Below are 18,007 nucleotides of genomic sequence, written 5' to 3'. Positions count from 1 at the left end.
CACGGGTCAGCTCACCCGGCCCATGTCGTCGGCGATGGTGGCGCTGAGCTCGGTGAGGGCTTGGCGCGCTGCGCGGCTGACCTGGTCGAGGTCGACGATGGAGCCCTCGGCGAGGTGTTCGTCATAGGGCAGCTCGTGCACGGCACGGCATTTGGTGAGGAAGTGCTGTGCGAGCTGGTCGGGGTCGATCCGCGACGAGCCGGCGCGCGAGCTACTGATCACCAACACCGCGTTGGACACGAGGTGGCCATACCCGTGGGCCTGCAGCCAGTCGAGCGTGGCGTCGGCGCTGCGCGCCCCGTCGAGGGCGGGCGAGGTGACCAGGATGATCGAGTGCGCGAGGTCGAGGACGCCGCGCATCGCCGAGTGGCTCAAACCGGTTCCGCAGTCGGTGAGAATGATGTTGTAGTAGCGCCGCAGGATCGCCATCACCTGGCGGTACTCTTCCTCGCTGAAGGATTCGGCTGCTGCCGGATCGCGTTCAGAGGCGAGGACTTCCAGGCGATTCGGCGCCTGCGACGTGTGGGCGCGAACATCGGAGTATCGCTGAATCGTGGTGTCGGCGATGAGGTCGCGGACAGTCGAATTCGTCTGGAGCGGAACGCGCTGGGCAAGTGTGCCGAGGTCGGGATTGGCGTCGACGGCGATCACGCGGTCACCGCGCAGTGTGGCGAACGTCGCCCCCAGGCCAACGGTCGTCGTCGTTTTGCCGACCCCGCCCTTCAGGGAGAGAACGGCGATTCGGTAGTCACCGCGGATGGGTTGGTTCACGCGGGCCAGCAACTGCTCGTGGATGCTGACCTGGTTGGCATGGCCGCGGCGGCCGAACCCCGGCATGCCCCGCCAACGCTGGCGCAGACTCGGCCGGGTCATTGACGCGAGGTTGTCGATGGCCGGTGGGCGCTGAGCGTGCTGAGGGAATCCTGGCGGGGGACCGGGCGCGTACTGGGCCGGTCGAGTCGGGACCGGCGGGGGCATCGGGTTGGCCGGAGGCGGCGGTACCGCGGGATGGGTGGTCGCAGGTCGCTGGATGTTCGCAGTGGGTTGCGTCGGGTGAATCGCAGGCGGCGGGGTCGCCGGAGCCGGCGAAACCGACGGCGATGCCTGCCGGGTGACCGGCTGGTTCGCGGCCGTATCGTCATTCGGTTGGTCGTCGCCGACCGGCACCCAACTGGGTAGGGCGGGCGACGGCGATTCCGATGCCGCCTGCGCTTCGTCAGCCATGAATACTCCCCGGTGGGTTCACCTGCGGCGTCCAGGACGGGCCGCCAACGGGGTGAGGCTACCACTGGTCAGATAAGCCCCGCCCGGTCCAGTGCAGGTACGATGGCTGGCGTTGTACACGACCTAGTGGGGGCTACCGCTTTATGGCTGACGAATACTCCGACGACGTCTTTGTGGACCCACCGTGGCTGCAGTCGGGTGCCGGAGCGCCGGTGAGTGCTCCGCCACCACCGCCGGCCGTGCCGATGCTGGAGCTTGACGGAGCCGTCCTCGGGGAGAACTCCCACCTCGGTCCGTTGCCGGGCCAAGGCAAGGACGACACCGATCCGGAGCCGCCGAAGGACTCCGTTTCGGAATCCCCGGCGCCCGCCGTCGCGCCGTCGCAGGCTGCGGGCACCGAACCTGCTCCCGCAGCTCAAATTCAACCGCCTGCTCCGGCTCAGCCGGCTCCGGCTCAGCCGGCACCGACGCCGGTGGCACCGCCCGCGCCGATCCCGCCGCAGGGCGTGGCGCAGGCCGGGGGGCAGATCCCTCCACAGGCACCCGTCGGGCCCGGACCGATCCCGCAGGTGCCCATCCCGCCGGGTCCTCCGCAAGGCCCGATTCCGCAGCAGCCGATTCCGCAGCAGCCGATGCCGCCGGGGCCGTTCTATCAGGGGCCGATGCCTCAGCCGCAGCAGATGCCAGTCCAGGGCCAGATGCCGCCCCAGGGCTACTACGAGCAGATGCCGGGCCAGCCCCCGATGCCGCCGCAGGGTCAGCTGCCTGGCCAGCCCCCGATGCCCCTACAGGGCTACTACGACCAGATGCCGCCGCAGGGCTACTTCGGGCAGCAGCCCGGCCCGCTGGCGGCCCCGGTCCCGCCGCAGGTGGCCCATGCCATGCAACAGCAGGGCCCGCAGTCCCACCCGGGGCTGAGTGAGCCCCAACCGCGCAAGCTCGCCCAGCAGGGCTGGCGAAAGGCCGTCAACTCGGCGTCGGGCGGGTTGATCAAGCTTGGCGAGAGCAAGAGCCAACAGCAGCTCAATGCCCTGGTCGAACGAGTGCGGGCCCCGATCAGCGGACAGTTCAACCTTGCGGTGCTGTCGCTCAAGGGGGGAGTCGGCAAGACGACGACCACCGTCGGCATCGGCTCGGCATTCGCGTCGCTGCGCGGTGACCGCGTGATCGCCGTCGACGCCAATCCTGACTTGGGGACGCTGGCCAGCCGGGTGCCGCGGCAGACCAACTCGACGGTGCGCACCCTGTTGAACGCCGAGCGCACCGAGACCTACTCCGACGTGCGGATGCACACCTCGCAATCGGTGTCACGCCTGGAAGTCCTTGCCTCCGAGCGCGATCCGGTGATCTCCGAGTCGTTCAGCGAGGACGAGTACCGTCAGGCGATTGCCGTTCTCGAGCGGCACTACAACATCATCCTCACCGACTGCGGCACCGGACTGATGCATTCCGCGATGGGCGGGGTCTTGGACCTGGCCGATGCCCTGGTCATCATCAGTTCACCGGCGATCGACGGTGCGGAGAGCGCGACGGCGACGTTGGACTGGCTCAGCCTGCACGGCTACCAGCACCTCGTGCGCCAGGCCGTCGTGGTCATTTCGGCATCCAAACCGGGTGGCGCGCTCATCGATGTCGACATGTTGACCCAGCACTTCCTGGGCAAGGTGCGCGCGGTTCAGGTCATTCCCTACGACGAGCACCTCGCCGTCGGGAGTCACATCGACCTCGACTCGTTGCATCAGCGCACGCGCGTCGCGTTCTTGGAGCTCGCCGCCACGGTCGCCGACTCGTTCAACCAGCCCGCGGGCAACACGTGGGGCCAGATGCCGGCCCATGCGGTCCCGCAGGCCGGGTACGACGCGCCCCCGGCCGGCCCCGAGCAGGGCTGCCCGTGATCCGAGTGGGTCAGTCGCGGGGCTTGCGCCAGCCGCAGTAGGTGACCACCGGTTCATGCCGTGGCCGGATCCAGTTGTTGACACCGGGGATGGTGGCGCACTGGTCGACTTGGTCGCCGGGCAGGATCGAGATGACGCGGAAAGCGTAGCCGGCGCAGGCGGGCGAGGGGACCACCCACTTGGTGGCGTCGTCGTAGCAGTTCCCGACGTGCAGGTTGACTTTGAGGCAGTAGGACCGTGCCGAGGAGAGTTCGAAGTGGCCGACCTCTTTTCCGCAGGTCGCCGCGGTCTTCTCGATCCTCATGACCTGGTAGGTGGCGTTCGGCGAGTCGCACGGCGCCTTCCTCGGGGCGTCGGGCAGCCCGGAAACGCAGTCGCCGACGGCGAAGGCCGCGGTGGGCTCGCCGGATCCTCGGTTGGAAGCGAACAGGGCGACGATGCCGATCGCGGCGAGGAGCAGCACCGCACCCACGGCGAGTCCGACGATCAAGCCGGGGCGCTTACGCGACGGGACCGGAGTGTTCGGCGGGGGCGCTGACGGCGGCCTGGGTGGTTGGTACACGGTCAGTCAGCCTAACTTATGCTGGTCGGAGTACCCGGTCAGGTTTGAGCCGGCGTGGAACGACGTTTGGGGAGGCTGTGGAGGAAGACGCGCAGGAGGAGGCCGTGCAGGAGGAGACCGCGCAGACGGCATCGTCGAATTCGGAGTGGTCGTTGCCGACGGTGGGGCGTGCCGCGACGCGGTCGGGTTCGATCGTCGTTGAGACGACTGAGCAGGGTTTGCCGCGGGCGATCACCATCGAGGCGTCGGAGATGGATCAGCCGGCGTCGGCGTTGGCCCGGCGCATTCTTCGGCTGTGTCAACAGTCCGCCCTGCAGGCGGGTCTGCGCCGGCGTGAGCAATTGGTTGCGGCGGGCGTTGACTCGCAAACCCTCTCATATCTGGGTCTTCCCACAGCCGACGACGTGCTGGCGGCCGAGGATGAATCCGACGACGCGCCGCCCGAGACATGGATGCGACGCGCATGAGTGAACAGACCGGGCAGCAGCCCTGGCCGATGAAACCCGACGGCTTCCCGGCCCCGGCTCCGATTCCCGATTCGCCGCCGATGCCGCCGCCGCAGCCCATAACCTTCGACGATCTGCAGGCCACTGCCACCGCAGCGTTGGATCGCATCCAGACGGCCGCCGAGAGTGTGGGTGCGATCAGCGTCCGTGAGTCCTCCGAGGACGGCAATGTCACCGTCGACGTGAACGGCAAGGGCGAACTGGTCGGATTGTGGCTGGACGACGCGGCGATGACCCAATCCGGAAGCGAACTGGGTGCGCTGATCGTCGCCACCGCGTCGGCCGCGGTCGCCAAGGCATTTGCCACTGTGGGTGACGTCATCGCCGGACTCAATGACCAGAATGCCGGCGCGGACAGCGCCGGATCAGACTGAGGGCCGACACGCTCAATTGCTGGGTGCCGCGGCGCCGCTCTTTACGTGGTTCTTGAGGTCGCTCATCTCGTCGGTGAGGAGCGTGACCAACTCGCCGGGGGAGACGGGCTTGGCAGACCGCTTGCGGCGTCCGTACACGGCGTAGCGTCCGTCTCCGGTGATATCGGCGACGAGGATGCTGCTTCGCGAGAGAACCGTCGTCGTCTGTGGGTCGAGTTGTTCGAGGCGGAATTCGCCGAGTAGGTCGGCGGGTGCGTTCACGAGCGTGTGGCGGGCGCGGGCCTGGTCCTCGTCGTCGGTGCTCGTCAGGACCGAATCGGGTAGGCCGTCCTCGGAGTCGCCCGGCTTCAGGTCGGCGACGGGCGGAAGACGGCCGGGGCCGATGCGGGGAAGTGCCGCGACGACTTCGGTGATCCACGTGGCCAAGGTGGTAGCGGTGATGGTGATGATGCCACCGGTGGCGGCGTGCGGATCTGTGGGATCAGTGTTCTGCGACGCGATGACGGCATGGCCGTCGCGGAACCCTGAGGCGATCCGGACGCCGCGGTCGGGCGCCGTGGGAGGGGTAGCGATGACGGCGAGGCGGTGTGTCGGCCCCGCCAGCACCTGTAGTGCTGTCACCTGCGCCGGGGTGATCGTCCCGGCGAGCCGCGAGGCGGTGTTCTCGAGGAGGACGTCAGCGGCATGGTCATCGGAGTCGGCGAGTCGGGCCGACAGAGGTGCGGGCAGCTGGTCGAGTCCGGCGACGCCGAACAAGACGGCTGTTTCGATCGGCGTCAGGCTCCAGGTACTCATTCGTTGATGACCGGTGGTGCGGTGGTGGGGGCTTCGCCGATGATTTCCTCGGTGTTCTTCTCGGAGACGAGGTAGTCGGCGGCTTTGTGTTCTTTGCCGTCGGCGCTCTTGGAGGCTGCGCCGCGTCCGGCCATGGGGCCGCCGGCGCCGGGGGAGCCGGCGCGGGCGAGTTTCGCCGCGTTCGCTGCGTTGGCGGGATTGGCCCCGGCCAGCCCGGTGGGCCGCGCTGCCTTGGCAGCGTTGGCCGCTGCACCCAGCCCGCCGCCACCGCCGCCCCCGCCTTTGCCGCCGCCGACTTTGCCGCCGCCCAGGCCGGCGAGCTTGGTCTTGAGGTTCTTCTTCGAACCCGGATCCAGCGCTCCAGGGGCACCCGTCTTGTTGGCCCCGGCACCCAGGTCGGGGGTTTTCGGCGTGCCCGCTCCGGTCGACGGCGCCCCGGCGTTGGGGGTGTTGGTCTTGGCAGGTGCGTTGACCTTGAGGTTCGTTTTGGGCACGTTGACCCCGCCGGGGGATGGGGCGCCACCGCCGCCGGTGTTACCGGTGCCGCCGGTGCCCCCGGGGGACGTCGCCCCGGGGAGGTTGGCGGTACCGATCACCGGGGTGTGCAGCTTCACGTCCCCGACTTTGTGATTGTTGATCGCTTCTGCCGACGGGTTGTGGACGCCTTGAACGATCTCGTTCAGGCGGCGTTGCTCCTCTTGTGCTCGTTCGCGTTCGTCGAAGGGGCTGCTGCCGGTGAGGATGTCGCCGAGGATTTCGCCAGCGCTGTGACCTTGATCAGAGTTGGCCGCGATCTGACTCTGGGTGGTCGCGAAGTTCTGGGAGGTGGCGGTGAGATAGTTCGACATCTTGGTCGCGTTCTGGTGGATCGGTACGCCCGAGGTGGAGAACGTGTTTGTCGAGGTGAGCATCTGATTAGCCAGGTCGCCGGTCCACTGATTGGACATCACAGTGGTGATCGAGGACAGCAGATCCTTCGATGCTGTCTCGACCTTGGCACCCGCGTTCGACCAGTCGTCGGCGCCTTGGCTGATCTCGTCGGGTACCATCGACGACCCGCCACCCTTGATGTATTTGGTGTCGAGACCGCCAGGTTCGGGCGGGACGTGGCCGCCGCGACCCTCGTTCTCCGAGTTGCTGGTGTTGGGTGTGGTCCCACCCAGCATTGCCTTCACCGATTGGGGTGTTGGACCTCCCCCGATGAACGCCCTCCCGAGCGCACCGATGAAATCCGAGAACGGATTACCCACTAGAATGCTCCATTATTCGTTAGCTGCAGTGTTTACCGCTAAACTACTTAATTCCGGCTTGCTTTATCATCGTGGCGATTTCGGATTCCTCCGCGGTAATGATTCTTCCGGCATATTGGAAGGCTAGCTGCATGTCTCTCGCTATTGAGATGCATTGTTGCAGCTGGTCCACCCATTTTTCCGCTTGTTCAGAATAGAATCCTCGGGCCGATATTGCAGATCCGAAGCTCCCGAAACCCTTGATTGACTTGATTTCATTGGCGTTCGTTGATATGAGGGTGATATCGTCGATGTATGTCTGGCACGCATCCGAAGCAGCTTTCGCGGCGTATTTTTCGAAGGTGATATCTCCGCGAGCTGCGCGTGCCTTGAGTTTCAGCCAGTCGTTATTCAGTTGTCCCAGTGTCACGGTATTTGACATCGGTACTCCGATCTACTATTTCGTTAGTGGTGCCGTAGGAATGAACGGCTGGAATAGGCGCGCGCCTCGTGTTGCGTTGTTGCAGGCCTGTTCCTGAGTCAAGTGATAGCCAAGGTCGTCGCGTGCGGTGTAGTTGGCAGTACCGAACACTGTGCCGACGGAAATCATGCACTCGTGGAGGCCACGGCCTGGACCCCAGCCCTGAACTCGGAAGTAGCTGGCGGGTTGGCCATTGAGGTCGATGTGTCGCTTGTCGACTCGGTCGGGGTTGTCGAGGTGTTCTTGGTATGTGTGGACAAGGAAACTCACGGAGAACTTCCACGTATTAGTCGCATTGTATCTAACACCTGGTGGTTGGGGTGAACGGTAGAAGCAGCTGGCCATGACGGCGTAGGGTCGGTGGCGGTCGCCGCCGGTGCGTCGGGTGGTGGGGTCGAGGCCGGCTTGGCGGACAACACTGTCGGGGACGCCGACACACGGGTCGGGGAGGTGGCCTGTCCAGCCTGATTGGGAGCCGCGAATCCCGGACAGGGTGGGGGTGGGGTCGGCCTTGGTGGTCGACACTTTTCCGCTGATGAGGGCGACGGCGGCAATGAGGACGGCGACTAACGCGAGGGTGGCGAGGGTGAGGCCGATGGCCAGTCCGGTGCGTTTCTTGCGCGGTCGGGGCGGAAAAGGTGGCGGTGTTTGGGCTGGTCCAGCGGGGTAGCCATATGGTGGTGGGCCGGTTGGTGGCAGGGGGCCGTTGGGTGGTTGGTAGCCCGGTGGTGGCATGCTCACGGTCGGATCGTTTCCCCTCGTCAACGCCGTCGCGCGGCGAACGCCTCAACGCTACCGCACGCCCCGGCCGGGTTCACCACGACCATGCCCATCCGCCAGCTCCTACTTTGCGAGCGCAGCGGTCGGGATGAAGGGTTGGAATAATCGGGCATTGCGCAAGGTGGTCTCACAGGTCTGCTCTTGAGTGAGGCGATACCTGGTGTTGTCGTTGACGGAGTAGCTGGCGGTGCCGAAGACCGTGCCGACGGCGATGGAGCAGCGGTGTAATCCAGAGGTCGGCTCCCAGCCTTCGACGCGGTAGAAGCTGGCGGGTTGGCCGTTAAGGTCGATGTGTCGCTTGTCGACTCGGTCCCGATTGTCGAGGTGTTCTTGATACGTGTACACGAAAAAGCTCACCACGAATGTCACGGTATCGGATGCGGTGGAAATGGGGCCGGGCGGTTGGGGGGAGCGGTAGAAGCAGGTGGTCATGACGGCGTCGGGTCGGTGGCGGTCGTAGCCGGTGCGTCGGGTGGTGGGGTCGAGTCCGGCTTGGCGGACGACACTGTCGGGGACGCCGACACACGGGTCGGGGAGGTGGCCCATCCAGCCCGTCTTCTCACTGTTTGCACCGGGCGGTAGCACGAGGGTGGGCGTGGGGTCGGCCTTGGTCATCGACACTCTTCCGCTGATGAGGGCGACGGCGGCGATGAGGATGGCGACTAGGATCAGGGCGGCGAGGGTGAGGCCGATGGCGAGTCCGGTGCGCTTTTTGCGTGGCCGCGACGGAAGCGGTGGGGGCGGTGTTTGTGCTGGTCCAGCGGGGTATCCATATGGTGGTGGGCCGGTTGGGGACAGGGGGCCGTTAGGTGGTGGGTAGCCCGGTGGTGGCATGCTCACGGTCGGATCGTCTCCCTCGTCAACGGTCTAAGTGATGGGTCCGCCCGATCTCTCCGGTCACTCGCTGCCGGACCGCTCATCGTGAATTCCTCCCCGGACGGCGGAGGATCAGTGCCGGATCGTCGAGAAGCATTTCCAGGGATTCCATACTCGACCATCCGTTGACCATCACTGCGCCGGTGGCGTCGACGCGGATTTCGAGCCGGTCCCCGATGGCGCGGAGTTTTTGCTCGAGGTGACGGTAGCGGTCGGTGAGGAACTCGAATCGCTGGTTCGTCGATCCGACCCACGGACGACGATGATCGGGTCTCTCGCGCTCATAGCGGCCGGTGACCAGCAGGTCAGTGGCGGCGAGAAGCTCGGCGGATCCGGTTGGCGCGCCCGCGCCGGTCAGCTCGGGCAGGTCGTACCCGGTGAAGGTCATGACGGACAGGCCGCGTGCACGCACCGCGTCGGCGAGGGCGGCCAAGGCAACGGCCTGTTCGAAGGGTTCCCCGCCGAGGAGGGTAATGCCGTCGACGTCGGCGGCGGACACGTCGTCGACGAGATCCGCGACGCGCCTATCCGTTCCGCCTTTCGTTCCCCACAGGTGCGGGTTGAAACACCCGGGGCATTGGAGGCTGCAACCCTGGACCCACAGGGCGAAACGGGTGCCCGGGCCTTCGGCGACCGTCGACGACACGGTCGCACCAACACGGACGGTGAAATCCGCAGACGACTCAGTAGTCAATGCGCCGTCCGCGTCCTGTTGTCGGCGGCGGGGGAGTCGCGGGGGGAGCTGGCGGTGCCGGCTGGATTGGCGGTGTGTTTGTCGGCGGAGGATCGTCGTAGGACATCCACCGCAGGTTCGCAATGAGGTGCGGCATCAGCCGCGTACGCGCGACGAGATCGTCGAAGGACCGGTACCGGCCCGACGCCTCCCGCTCGGCGACGACGACGTCGGCCGTGGACGCGGCGATCCGGGCTGAGGCCGCGAGATGGGGGCCGGTGCAGGTGTTGATGTCGACCGGAGCCTGGGTGACGGGTGGCCCGGCCCAATATTGTGATGCATCCGCCGGGCCCAGCAAGGGGCGGGGAAGGTGCGCGCTGGCTGGCAGATTCGGAGGGTAGCCATTCGCCGGCGCGGGCGGGTACGCATTCGCATTCGCATTCGCGTTCGCGGGGGCCGGTGTCGGCGGGGGCGCGGCATTCGCCTCGAGGACGGCATCCTCGTACCAGGGGATGGTCGATGCGCGCCAACGCAGATAGGTCTGGTTGAGGACGAAGCCGAGCGTGATCGCGACAAACCAGAGGAAGAACGTCAACAGCACGGCTGTCATTCCCGACAATTGCTGGGCGACCGAGTCAGCGTTGTACCTGGGGTCGTCTCTTGCGGGCGCAAACGCCAGCAGTGCGAATGCCAAGATCTGGCCGAGGGCGAGGCCTAGCGTGCAGCCCCATGCAAACCGGTTGGTGCGCATCCGGATAGCGACGTAGAGGAACCCTGCCCAGGGCAGGAGAAAGCACCCGAGGATTGGCAAGACCAGCCACCAACTGTGCCGCAATCGCCAGCGACTGTCGGCGAGGAGTGCCGCCGCCCTAGGACTGAGTGGGGAGTTCGTCATCGTTCTCGGTGTGAATCTCGGTCTCGGTCGTCGCCGTCGTCGTCGCGGCATGGTATTCGTCGGTGAACTCACTGCTGACCGCGGTGGCCTCCAAGATCTGCTCCAACACCGGGATGGCGTCGAGGCAGTCGGCGCCGAAGAAGCCGAGGGTCTTGGCGGTCACCGTGCCGTCGGGTGCGATCTGGATTCGGAGGCGGCGTTTCACGCGGTCACCTCGTCGACGTCGAGGATCAGGGTCACGGTGCTGTCATCCTCCAACTTCTCCGACATCACACTCATCCCGGCTTGTGGTGCACGCGCCTTGAGACGTTCGACGACGGTCTGCTGGACGCGCCGTCCGTAGGCCTGGTCGAGGGCCTGGACGATCCCGACGGCCTTCTGCTGGTCGACGTCCCCTGTGAACACCGCCTGCCAGATGCCCTGGGCGTCGCGGTGCAAGGCTCCGCCGACGCCGCGCCAGCGCACCTGGATGGCGTTGGCCTCGCGGTGCTCGACGATGGCACCGGTGTCTTGTAATGCGGCGACCAGCAGATTCTCGTCGCGCATCCGGGTTTGGACCTCGCAGACCGTCGCGTTGTTCGGCCCCCGACGGGACCGGATGGCTGCTGTGCGCTGACCGCGGCGATGGCCGCGGGCAGTAGGACGATGGCGATACTCATATCACTCTTTTCCGTCGCTGGTTCAGAACTCGATGATGCGACCGCCCCGGGTGCGCGTTGAGTCGGTGTTATCGGGGGAGTGGTCATCTCCGGATGGAGCGGTCTCGGCGAGGGGCTGGGTGGCCGCATAGCCGGTGCGGTCCTGCTCGGATGTGGCGGCGACGGCTCGTGTGGCGGCCCAGGCGCGGACCGCCTCGATCTGCTCGGCCTGGGTGACGGCGAGTGGGATCATCGATTCGATGGCCCGACGCAGATCGGCTTCGGTCAGGGTGCGACGATCGGCAAAGGCGTCGAAGAGTCCGGCGATGACGGCCTGCTCGATCTCGGCGCCGGTGTATCCCTCCGACGCGGCGACCAGCCCGGCCACCAGCTCGTCGGAAATCGCCAACCCGGCCGCCTTCGAATTCGCGAGCCCGCGATCCAGATGGACCCGCCAAATGTCGGCGCGCTCGGGTGCCGTCGGCAGATCGACGAAGAAGATCTCGTCGAAACGGCCTTTGCGTAGCAGCTCTGGGGGCAACTGTTCAACGCGGTTGGCGGTGGCCACGACGAAGACCGGGGCCTGCTTTTCCTGCATCCAGGTGAGGAACGACCCGAAAACGCGGCTGGAGGTGCCGGAGTCGCCGCTGCTGTTGGTGGGGGCGAAGCCCTTCTCGATCTCGTCGACCCACAACACACACGGTGCGGTGGCCTCGGCGGCCTGGATCGCTGAGCGCATGTTCTGTTCCGACGACCCGACGAGGCCGGCGAACACCTTGCCGATGTCCATGCGAAGCAGTGGCAGCTCCCACGCCGCGGCGATGGCCTTGGCGGTCAACGACTTTCCACAACCCGGCACGCCGGTCATCAGCAGTCCCCGCGGCGCGGGCAGGCCGTAGTCGGTGGCCTCGCCGAGCCACGACCCGTTGCGCTTGGCGAGCCATCGCTTCAGATTCTGCAGACCACCGACATCGTCGAGGTCAATCTTCGAGTCGACGAACTCGAGGAGACCCGACTTGCGCACGGTTTGGCGCTTCTCGTCGAGCACGATGCGGACATCGTCGACGTTGAGGATCCCGTCGTCGGCCATGGCCCGGGCGAAGGCGTTGTTCGCCTCGTTGGCGGTAAGGCCCAGGGCTGCTTTGACCAGGCGCTCGTAACCGTCCTCATCGAGGTCGATCCGGATGTTGCCGCCGGCATTGGCCGCGACCATCTCGTCGAGCGCGGCGCGGAGCTCGGGCTCGTCGGGAAGCGGGAAGTCCAGGACGACGACGTCCTTCTCCAGATCAGGGGGCACGGTGAAGTGTGGCGAGATCAGGATGAGCGACCTTGCGTTTATGCCCTGGCTGAATGACGACGCGAGGTCGCGCAGGGCGCGGATCAGCGACGGTTCGGCGGGGCGGCGGCGGTCGCCGAGGAACTGGTGGAGGTCGTGCATGACGAACACGCCCGGATCCTGCTGGTGCAGGACCCAGTCGAGTGCGGACGCGGGGTCGGCGGTGTTCGAGGCGGAGTCGCCATCCGGACCGACGAAGCCGCGCGTGGCGGTCCAGATGTGCAGCGGTCGCGGGGTGCGGATCAGTTCCGGATCAGACAGGATGGTGCGCACCGAATCCAGAACGCGGTGCTCTTCGAAAGTCTCGACGGCGATGATCGGGAACCGGGCGCGCAGCATCATCGTCACATCGGTGCGGAACCGCTCTGCGCGACTGGTCATCGGGTCGTCACCCTTCGTTCTCGAGACGCGAAGGCGCCGATCGGCGCGCGCTGGTCTCGTGGGTGCGGCATGGAAGGAGTCTATGTGAGGGGTTCGATGAGGTGGTGATGTGCCCTGGTGCCGAATTCAGTTGGCGGGTGGCCGCTGCTTCTTCCCGAGCTGAACGGAGGACGGAATCGTGCCGGCTATGACAAACAGCAACAGCCAAATGGGGCCTCCGCCGTAGATCGACCACGAACTGGAGGCAACCTTGCCGGTAGCGATGAGGATGATCAAGGCGAGCCCGGCGAGGACGGCGGCACTACGCGCGGGAAGGGTTGCTTTGCCCAGGCGAGAACAATGACGGCGAGATAGGTTGCCGCCATCGCTCGGCCGATGTAGACGTACGCACGTTCCTCGCTCTGCCCTTGGGCCCAGATGGAAGTAGAAAGGGCGAGGGTAAACAGGAGGCCGAGGGCGGCATACGCGATCGTTCTTCCGCGCCCCTCTTGCGCTTCCTCGGGACTATTCGGGGAATGGCTCACCTGCGACATGCTTGGTTCGCGGCGGAGTCTATTGATATCAAGGGTTACTCAGCGGCGACGGCGGACAGCGCCAGTGAAAGTAAAGATAACCATGGGCAACAGCATCACATTGAACGCCAATGCCTGACCAAGGTCGACGTGGGTTACCGTCGTGGCTAGTAGTGGAACCCCGAGCGCAACGACAACCATCGCCAAGCATAGCGCCTGTATGGCCGTGTTTGGGATCGGTCGGCTCGCCATCGTAACGATTGCGACAGTCATAAAGAGCAAGGCGACCAGCGCTGATGCCAGTACGACGGGCCATGCCTCGAACCCGCTGACCAAGGCTAGGACTGCCGCTCCACCCCCGGCTAAGAGGCAACCGGGGATAGCGGCGATGAGGACTTGTACTCTCGCAAGCCGATCGAAGTGGTCATGGTGCACCAATGTGACTTCCTCCTGGGTTGGAGCAGTAGTGTGTGTTGCCCTGACTTGGCTCATCTTCGCGGAATCGCCGGTTCGCGTGGCTGTGACCTGTAGTGATGGTGTCGCAGGGGACACTAACCTCGATCTTTCGTGAGGTGCCGCTCCCGGCCTGATCGGTTCGGATTGATTGCGGCAGAACAGATTATGTCCTGTGGATATGACAGGGCGACCGTTGTCGCTGGTGGCGGCCGGGTTTCACGTCACCGGCGGTGGTCTTTCGGGGTTGGTTGGTCGGGTCGGGTCCGGCAGGTCAGCGGCTGGTGCGGTAGCCCTCGAGGCGGTGCAGGCCTGCAATCAGCAGTGCTGTCCATCGGTGGTGCTGGTCGTAACGCAACCGGCGGGTGCGGGCGTGGCGGGCCAGGCGGGCGGCGGTCGCCCACAGGCGTAGGCGGAGGCGTTTGATTTCCCAGGTGCGCGCATCGGTGCCGGTCAGCGCGAGCATCTGGGTCCAGGCGGTCAGGTCGGTGGCCAACTCAGTGATGGCGAGCCAGATCTGGTTCTTGGTGAAGTCGTGGTACGGCAGGTTCGTCATGCCGGTCGCTTTCGCGGCCCGGATGCGGTCTTCGCACCGGGCCCGCAGCCGGTGCCGTACTTCGAGGTCGGCGAGTTGCCCGCGGCTGCTGTTGGTGACAAAGCAGGTCAGGCGCCATCCGTTGGTGTCGGTGAACCGCAACTGGGCGCCGGGGTGGGGGCGTTCGCGGCGCACGATCACCCGCATACCCGGCGGATAGCCGGTCAAAGACAGGACCCCGGTCAGTTCGGCGACCTGGGCCCCGTCACGGGGCTGGCCGTCGGCGTTGTAGGCCTGGGTCCACACCGATGCGGGCAGCACTTCGACCGCGGCGGCCATGGCCGGGGTCATACCAATCCCACACGAATACGACAGGCCCCGTTTGTGCAGGTAATTCAGGAATCCTTTGGTGCCGCCAGCACTATCGGTGCGGATGAGGATCTTGCGGCCGGCCCGCCAACACAGACCCGGGATCTGGGCCAGGGCCCGGTGAAGGACGGTGATGTGGTCGGCGGCGGTGTTCGCCCCAGCATTCCCGGCCCGCAACAATCCTGCGGCGGCTTCCCCTGTTCCACCGGGGCCGTGGTCGATGAACGCCAGCAGCGGGTGGAACCCGAACCCCCGCTTATAGGTCGGGGCCGCGTCCTGTTTCTCCGAGTGCGCGGTCACCAGGGTCGCATCCAGATCGATGACCAACGGGTGGTGTTCATCGATCCGATGGTTCGGGGCATGCTCACCGGCCAACTCCCACACCGTCTTTCGTGCCACAGCCCGCGCGCCGGCGATCGCGGCCAGCGCCGCGACCGGTTCGTCGGCCAGGGTCGCGATCAGGCGAGAGACGGTCGGATCCGAGGCCACCGGCCCGAACACCGTCTCGCGGCCACGCAGCACCGCCAGATCAGCGGCGCAGTCGGCGCCGCCGACCATCGCCACAGCCAGATCCAAGACGATCTTGCCCGGATCATGGGTCGCATAGTCCTTGCGCCACGGCGTCAGCGCATCACTCAACAGCCTCGGAAGGCCTGCGACCTCGGCTGTGCGGGTCACCAACGCCAAACCCGCATGCGACACGATCCCCGCACCGTCACCGGTGACCGTCGACTGCGGATAGAACAGGGTAGAGTTACTCACCAGAAAGGTGCTCCTTCGTCCTCGCTTGGTCGTGCTGTCGCAAGAACGATTATTCCAGGTCAGAGCACCTTTCTTTATGTCCTGGGCCGCGTGTTCGTCAATTCGCTATGAAATAGCGAGGCTAATCGACGGGTTCTAGGCTGGGCGGGTGGCCTTCGTTCGGACTGTGAAGACTGCCTCGGGAGCGCTGAGCGGCTCGCGGCCGGGCAGATCCACCTGGATCTGGGGCTGGCCGCGGAGGCTTCGGGCGGGCCGATACCAATCGAGTCCACTAGCGATGCGTCGGGATGTGGGGGTACATGGCGGCGGCCAGGCGCGTCGCGTGTCCGCAGAGTTCCTCGTCGGGACGCGCGTCGTCGGAGTCGACGCGGAAGGTGACGGTGCCGAACGCTGTGCCCACGAGGACCGAGCATTCTTTCCCGATATGACCGGACAGGCGTGGGCCGGGCTTGTATTGGACGGCGGGTTGGCCGAAGACAGTCGCATCGGTGGTGACGTACTTTCCGCGTCGGGCATTCGCCGCCTCGTGGTGGAAACTGTTGGTGGCGTATGTGGTGGTGGCCTCAACGGAGGGCGTAACCGTGAGTTGGCAGGCGCGACGGGCACCGGAGTATTCGGTGGCTGCGGTGGGGGACAGTTCGAGAACGCGGATCTTGGTGCCCAAGCCGGACCTCTTCAGTGCCGCGCGTGGAAAGGCGCACGGGTCGGGTAGGTGGTCGTTCCACGGCGATTCTGGACCTTCGACGGTGGCGGTGGCCACGGTCGAGGTGGGGGTGGCGGGGAAGTTGCTTCGGTCACCAGCGGTTCCGGCTGCGACGAAGGCAACCCCGAGGATCACGGCAACGGCGACGATTGCGAATACCCGGAACTCGGTGGCGTAGCGGCGCCGTGACGGGATGCCGACCGCGGCACAGGAGAGACCGAGCAGGATGAGGATGATGAACCCCGTGGCCTTCATCGGTGGCGACAGATTCGACGTTTCGTCGCCAAAACCGGCGGCGAACGCGCCCAGCGAGTTGACGACCACGATGCTGCCCGCCAGCCCGGCCACGGTCCGTGTCCGCGCCCTTTGCTGCCGCATGACCGCCGAGAGCATCACGGCCAAAAAGAGCAGCAGCGATATGAGTGACGGTGCAACGTAGGGCCAGGGCGTCTCGAAATCCAGGTCGCTCCCGCTCGCATCGCGAGCGGCGCGCCAGAGCGCGACCACAGACACTAGCGCCGACGCGAGGACCCCCGCTCCGCCGACAACGACAATCGGCACGCGAAGCCCCGGCGAGCCATTACGCTGCTCAAGCTGTAACTTGTTGATGTAACTGTTCGACGACATAGGCGCGTTCATATTGGTCCTGGCATTTCTGGTATGGGTGGCGTTATGTAGAGGTGCGAAGGGTCGTTAGAACGAGACCACAGACACCACCAAGGAGTCCCGTTCCAGCAACAACGAACAACCCGTACGCGAAGCCGCGTACCGATGGCAAACGGGCATGGCCTTTGGCGACACGCGAGGAGGCAAGGCCCGAGGGTATGGTAGACATACTGAGCGATTCCATATTGGGGGAGGAATAGCGGTCAGCTAGACACCTCAGTAGACCGACCACCTGTTGGTTCCATCGGTTACGGTTGCGTCCGAGTACCCCCTTGTCGTTGCAGGTGGCCACTGGCCACCGGGATAGTCGGATTCATCCTGGAACTCGCTGCGCAATGACCTCGTATCGCCCTTCTTTGTGAGCAGGAAGGTCTGGAGTGCAACTACTGCGGTCATCATTATCGTCATACACTTCATGGCTGTGAGGCAACCTGCCGCGGCGGCCGGGATTGCTCCAACACCCGAGCATGCAGCCGCGACTTCCGCAGTAACCTCCACGACAAGCTGGGCTGCCGCTACGAGGACAGCCGAATAGAATACCGCGCCGGCAGCGCCAGTACTCTGTGCCCCATCCTGAATATTCCGGGCAACCGATCCGATCCCTTTTGTAGCGTTGTTTTGGTCACTGCGCACACGGTCATATTTCACCCAAGCCATGCCCTCCCAATGGCTTGCGAGTGTGATTTCCGGATCTTTCATGCCGCCGGCAGTCTTTCCGGCCTTCTTGCTTATGGCAGACCAATCGTCGGGCACCTTTAGCAGGAAAAATGGCGCCTGGACCCACTTGAGGTGCTCAGCAATCCACTTGGCGACCCGAGAGACCGCTTCCATGAACCTCTCGGCTGCCGATATTACTGCTTGCGATATTCGTAGAATTACTCTAATGAGGAATCGGTTGGCGACTTCTTCAAATGTACGTCGAATATCTTCTATCTGCTCAATAAGTTGTTCGAGCCGCCGACGGAGGTCGTTGATTATCTGTTCGAGCTGTGCGAGCACAAATATCAGTGTCCTTATCGGTTGCTAGGTGACGGGAAGGTAATTATTTCTCACCAAAGATTTTTTAGTCTATGGACGCCATTGCGTTCTTCTGCTTCGTAGGTATTAGCCGCGTCTTGGAGTGTTTCGCCGATTGCGGTCATCTCTTTTGCGGCTTGTCTGGATAGCGTAGTTACGGAGTCAATCGCCTCGTTGTATGCCTTTAGGAAGTCGGAAAACAACCACCCGCCTCCTCCGGACCACTTCAGTCCCGTCGCATCATGTGAAAGCGATGTCATCATTGCGCTCTTGTCGTGCCAAAGTGGTCCAGCCGCCTTGAGTTCAGCAATTGCTACCCACAGCTCATCGGGTGGTGGCATTGTC

General features: G+C 65.1%; 19 protein-coding genes. 3 read left to right on the top strand and 16 right to left on the bottom strand.

What is annotated here, in order from left to right:
• Positions 1 to 6: 6 nt before the first annotated feature.
• Positions 7 to 1,224, bottom strand: coding sequence for a MinD/ParA family ATP-binding protein (locus nbrcactino_RS18515; protein WP_186343338.1), 1,218 nt, complete (start codon positions 1,222 to 1,224; stop codon positions 7 to 9).
• A gap of 143 nt (positions 1,225 to 1,367) precedes the next feature.
• Here nbrcactino_RS18515 and nbrcactino_RS10355 point away from each other — a divergent pair, with 143 nt between their 5' ends.
• Positions 1,368 to 3,119 carry a MinD/ParA family ATP-binding protein gene (locus tag nbrcactino_RS10355; RefSeq protein ID WP_161927277.1) on the top strand — a complete coding sequence of 584 codons (1,752 nt, stop codon included), beginning with the start codon at positions 1,368 to 1,370 and terminating at the stop codon, positions 3,117 to 3,119.
• 10 nt (positions 3,120 to 3,129) lie between these two features.
• On the opposite strand, the gene nbrcactino_RS10350 is transcribed toward nbrcactino_RS10355, so the two are convergent.
• Positions 3,130 to 3,609: an LppU/SCO3897 family protein gene (locus tag nbrcactino_RS10350; RefSeq protein WP_161927276.1), complete on the bottom strand. Its 480-nt coding sequence runs from the start codon at positions 3,607 to 3,609 to the stop codon at positions 3,130 to 3,132.
• 149 nt (positions 3,610 to 3,758) lie between these two features.
• Here nbrcactino_RS10350 and nbrcactino_RS10345 point away from each other — a divergent pair, with 149 nt between their 5' ends.
• Together nbrcactino_RS10345 and nbrcactino_RS18015 are read left to right on the top strand one after the other, a co-directional pair.
• Positions 3,759 to 4,148: a DUF2694 domain-containing protein gene (locus tag nbrcactino_RS10345; RefSeq protein WP_228460771.1), complete on the top strand. Its 390-nt coding sequence runs from the start codon at positions 3,759 to 3,761 to the stop codon at positions 4,146 to 4,148.
• Positions 4,130 to 4,561 carry a YbaB/EbfC family nucleoid-associated protein gene (locus nbrcactino_RS18015; protein ID WP_186343337.1) on the top strand — a complete coding sequence of 144 codons (432 nt, stop codon included), beginning with the start codon at positions 4,130 to 4,132 and terminating at the stop codon, positions 4,559 to 4,561. The genes nbrcactino_RS10345 and nbrcactino_RS18015 overlap by 19 nt, the downstream gene beginning before the upstream one ends.
• 12 nt (positions 4,562 to 4,573) lie before the next feature.
• Here nbrcactino_RS18015 and nbrcactino_RS10340 read toward each other — a convergent pair whose 3' ends face one another.
• From nbrcactino_RS10340 to nbrcactino_RS10275, 14 genes are all read right to left on the bottom strand, one after another.
• Positions 4,574 to 5,356 carry an ESX secretion-associated protein EspG gene (locus nbrcactino_RS10340; RefSeq protein WP_161927275.1) on the bottom strand — a complete coding sequence of 261 codons (783 nt, stop codon included), beginning with the start codon at positions 5,354 to 5,356 and terminating at the stop codon, positions 4,574 to 4,576.
• Positions 5,353 to 6,531, bottom strand: a complete 1,179-nt coding sequence (locus tag nbrcactino_RS10335) for a hypothetical protein (protein WP_161927274.1) — start codon at positions 6,529 to 6,531, stop codon at positions 5,353 to 5,355. Before nbrcactino_RS10335 ends, nbrcactino_RS10340 begins: the two co-directional genes overlap by 4 nt.
• A 118-nt stretch (positions 6,532 to 6,649) precedes the next feature.
• Positions 6,650 to 7,027 carry a hypothetical protein gene (locus nbrcactino_RS10330; RefSeq protein ID WP_161927273.1) on the bottom strand — a complete coding sequence of 126 codons (378 nt, stop codon included), beginning with the start codon at positions 7,025 to 7,027 and terminating at the stop codon, positions 6,650 to 6,652.
• Between the two features lie 15 nt (positions 7,028 to 7,042).
• Positions 7,043 to 7,801, bottom strand: coding sequence for a DUF3558 family protein (locus tag nbrcactino_RS18510; protein ID WP_371864568.1), 759 nt, complete (start codon positions 7,799 to 7,801; stop codon positions 7,043 to 7,045).
• A gap of 108 nt (positions 7,802 to 7,909) precedes the next feature.
• Positions 7,910 to 8,461 (bottom strand): DUF3558 family protein, encoded by a 552-nt coding sequence (locus nbrcactino_RS10320; protein WP_161927271.1) that lies wholly within the window; start codon positions 8,459 to 8,461, stop codon positions 7,910 to 7,912.
• A 301-nt stretch (positions 8,462 to 8,762) separates the two neighbouring features.
• On the bottom strand, positions 8,763 to 9,368 hold the full coding sequence (locus nbrcactino_RS10315; protein WP_228460770.1) for a 4Fe-4S single cluster domain-containing protein: 606 nt from the start codon (positions 9,366 to 9,368) through the stop codon (positions 8,763 to 8,765).
• A gap of 37 nt (positions 9,369 to 9,405) precedes the next feature.
• Positions 9,406 to 10,290, bottom strand: a complete 885-nt coding sequence (locus tag nbrcactino_RS10310; RefSeq protein WP_503826575.1) for a helix-hairpin-helix domain-containing protein — start codon at positions 10,288 to 10,290, stop codon at positions 9,406 to 9,408.
• Entirely contained in the window at positions 10,265 to 10,495 is a 231-nt protein-coding gene (locus tag nbrcactino_RS10305) for a DUF2997 domain-containing protein (RefSeq protein WP_161927268.1), read from the bottom strand. Before nbrcactino_RS10305 ends, nbrcactino_RS10310 begins: the two co-directional genes overlap by 26 nt.
• Positions 10,492 to 10,836 (bottom strand): hypothetical protein, encoded by a 345-nt coding sequence (locus tag nbrcactino_RS10300; protein ID WP_161927267.1) that lies wholly within the window; start codon positions 10,834 to 10,836, stop codon positions 10,492 to 10,494. The genes nbrcactino_RS10305 and nbrcactino_RS10300 overlap by 4 nt, the downstream gene beginning before the upstream one ends.
• A 135-nt stretch (positions 10,837 to 10,971) precedes the next feature.
• Entirely contained in the window at positions 10,972 to 12,645 is a 1,674-nt protein-coding gene (locus nbrcactino_RS10295; RefSeq protein WP_161927266.1) for a Ycf46 family AAA ATPase, read from the bottom strand.
• Positions 12,646 to 13,884: 1,239 nt separating this feature from the next.
• Complete coding sequence (locus tag nbrcactino_RS10290) at positions 13,885 to 15,276, bottom strand: IS1380 family transposase (RefSeq protein ID WP_161927265.1); 1,392 nt, start codon at positions 15,274 to 15,276, stop codon at positions 13,885 to 13,887.
• Positions 15,277 to 15,547: 271 nt separating this feature from the next.
• On the bottom strand, positions 15,548 to 16,606 hold the full coding sequence (locus tag nbrcactino_RS10285; protein WP_161927264.1) for a DUF3558 family protein: 1,059 nt from the start codon (positions 16,604 to 16,606) through the stop codon (positions 15,548 to 15,550).
• A 255-nt stretch (positions 16,607 to 16,861) separates the two neighbouring features.
• Positions 16,862 to 17,644, bottom strand: a complete 783-nt coding sequence (locus nbrcactino_RS10280; RefSeq protein WP_161927263.1) for a hypothetical protein — start codon at positions 17,642 to 17,644, stop codon at positions 16,862 to 16,864.
• Positions 17,645 to 17,694: 50 nt separating this feature from the next.
• Positions 17,695 to 18,003, bottom strand: coding sequence for a hypothetical protein (locus nbrcactino_RS10275; RefSeq protein ID WP_161927262.1), 309 nt, complete (start codon positions 18,001 to 18,003; stop codon positions 17,695 to 17,697).
• Positions 18,004 to 18,007: the final 4 nt, after the last annotated feature.

Origin of the sequence: Gordonia crocea, assembly GCF_009932435.1 — a bacterium.
GTDB lineage: Bacteria > Actinomycetota > Actinomycetes > Mycobacteriales > Mycobacteriaceae > Gordonia > Gordonia crocea.
The sequence above is the reverse complement of the archived record's forward strand: the minus strand, read 5'-3'. Positions and strand labels throughout refer to the sequence as shown.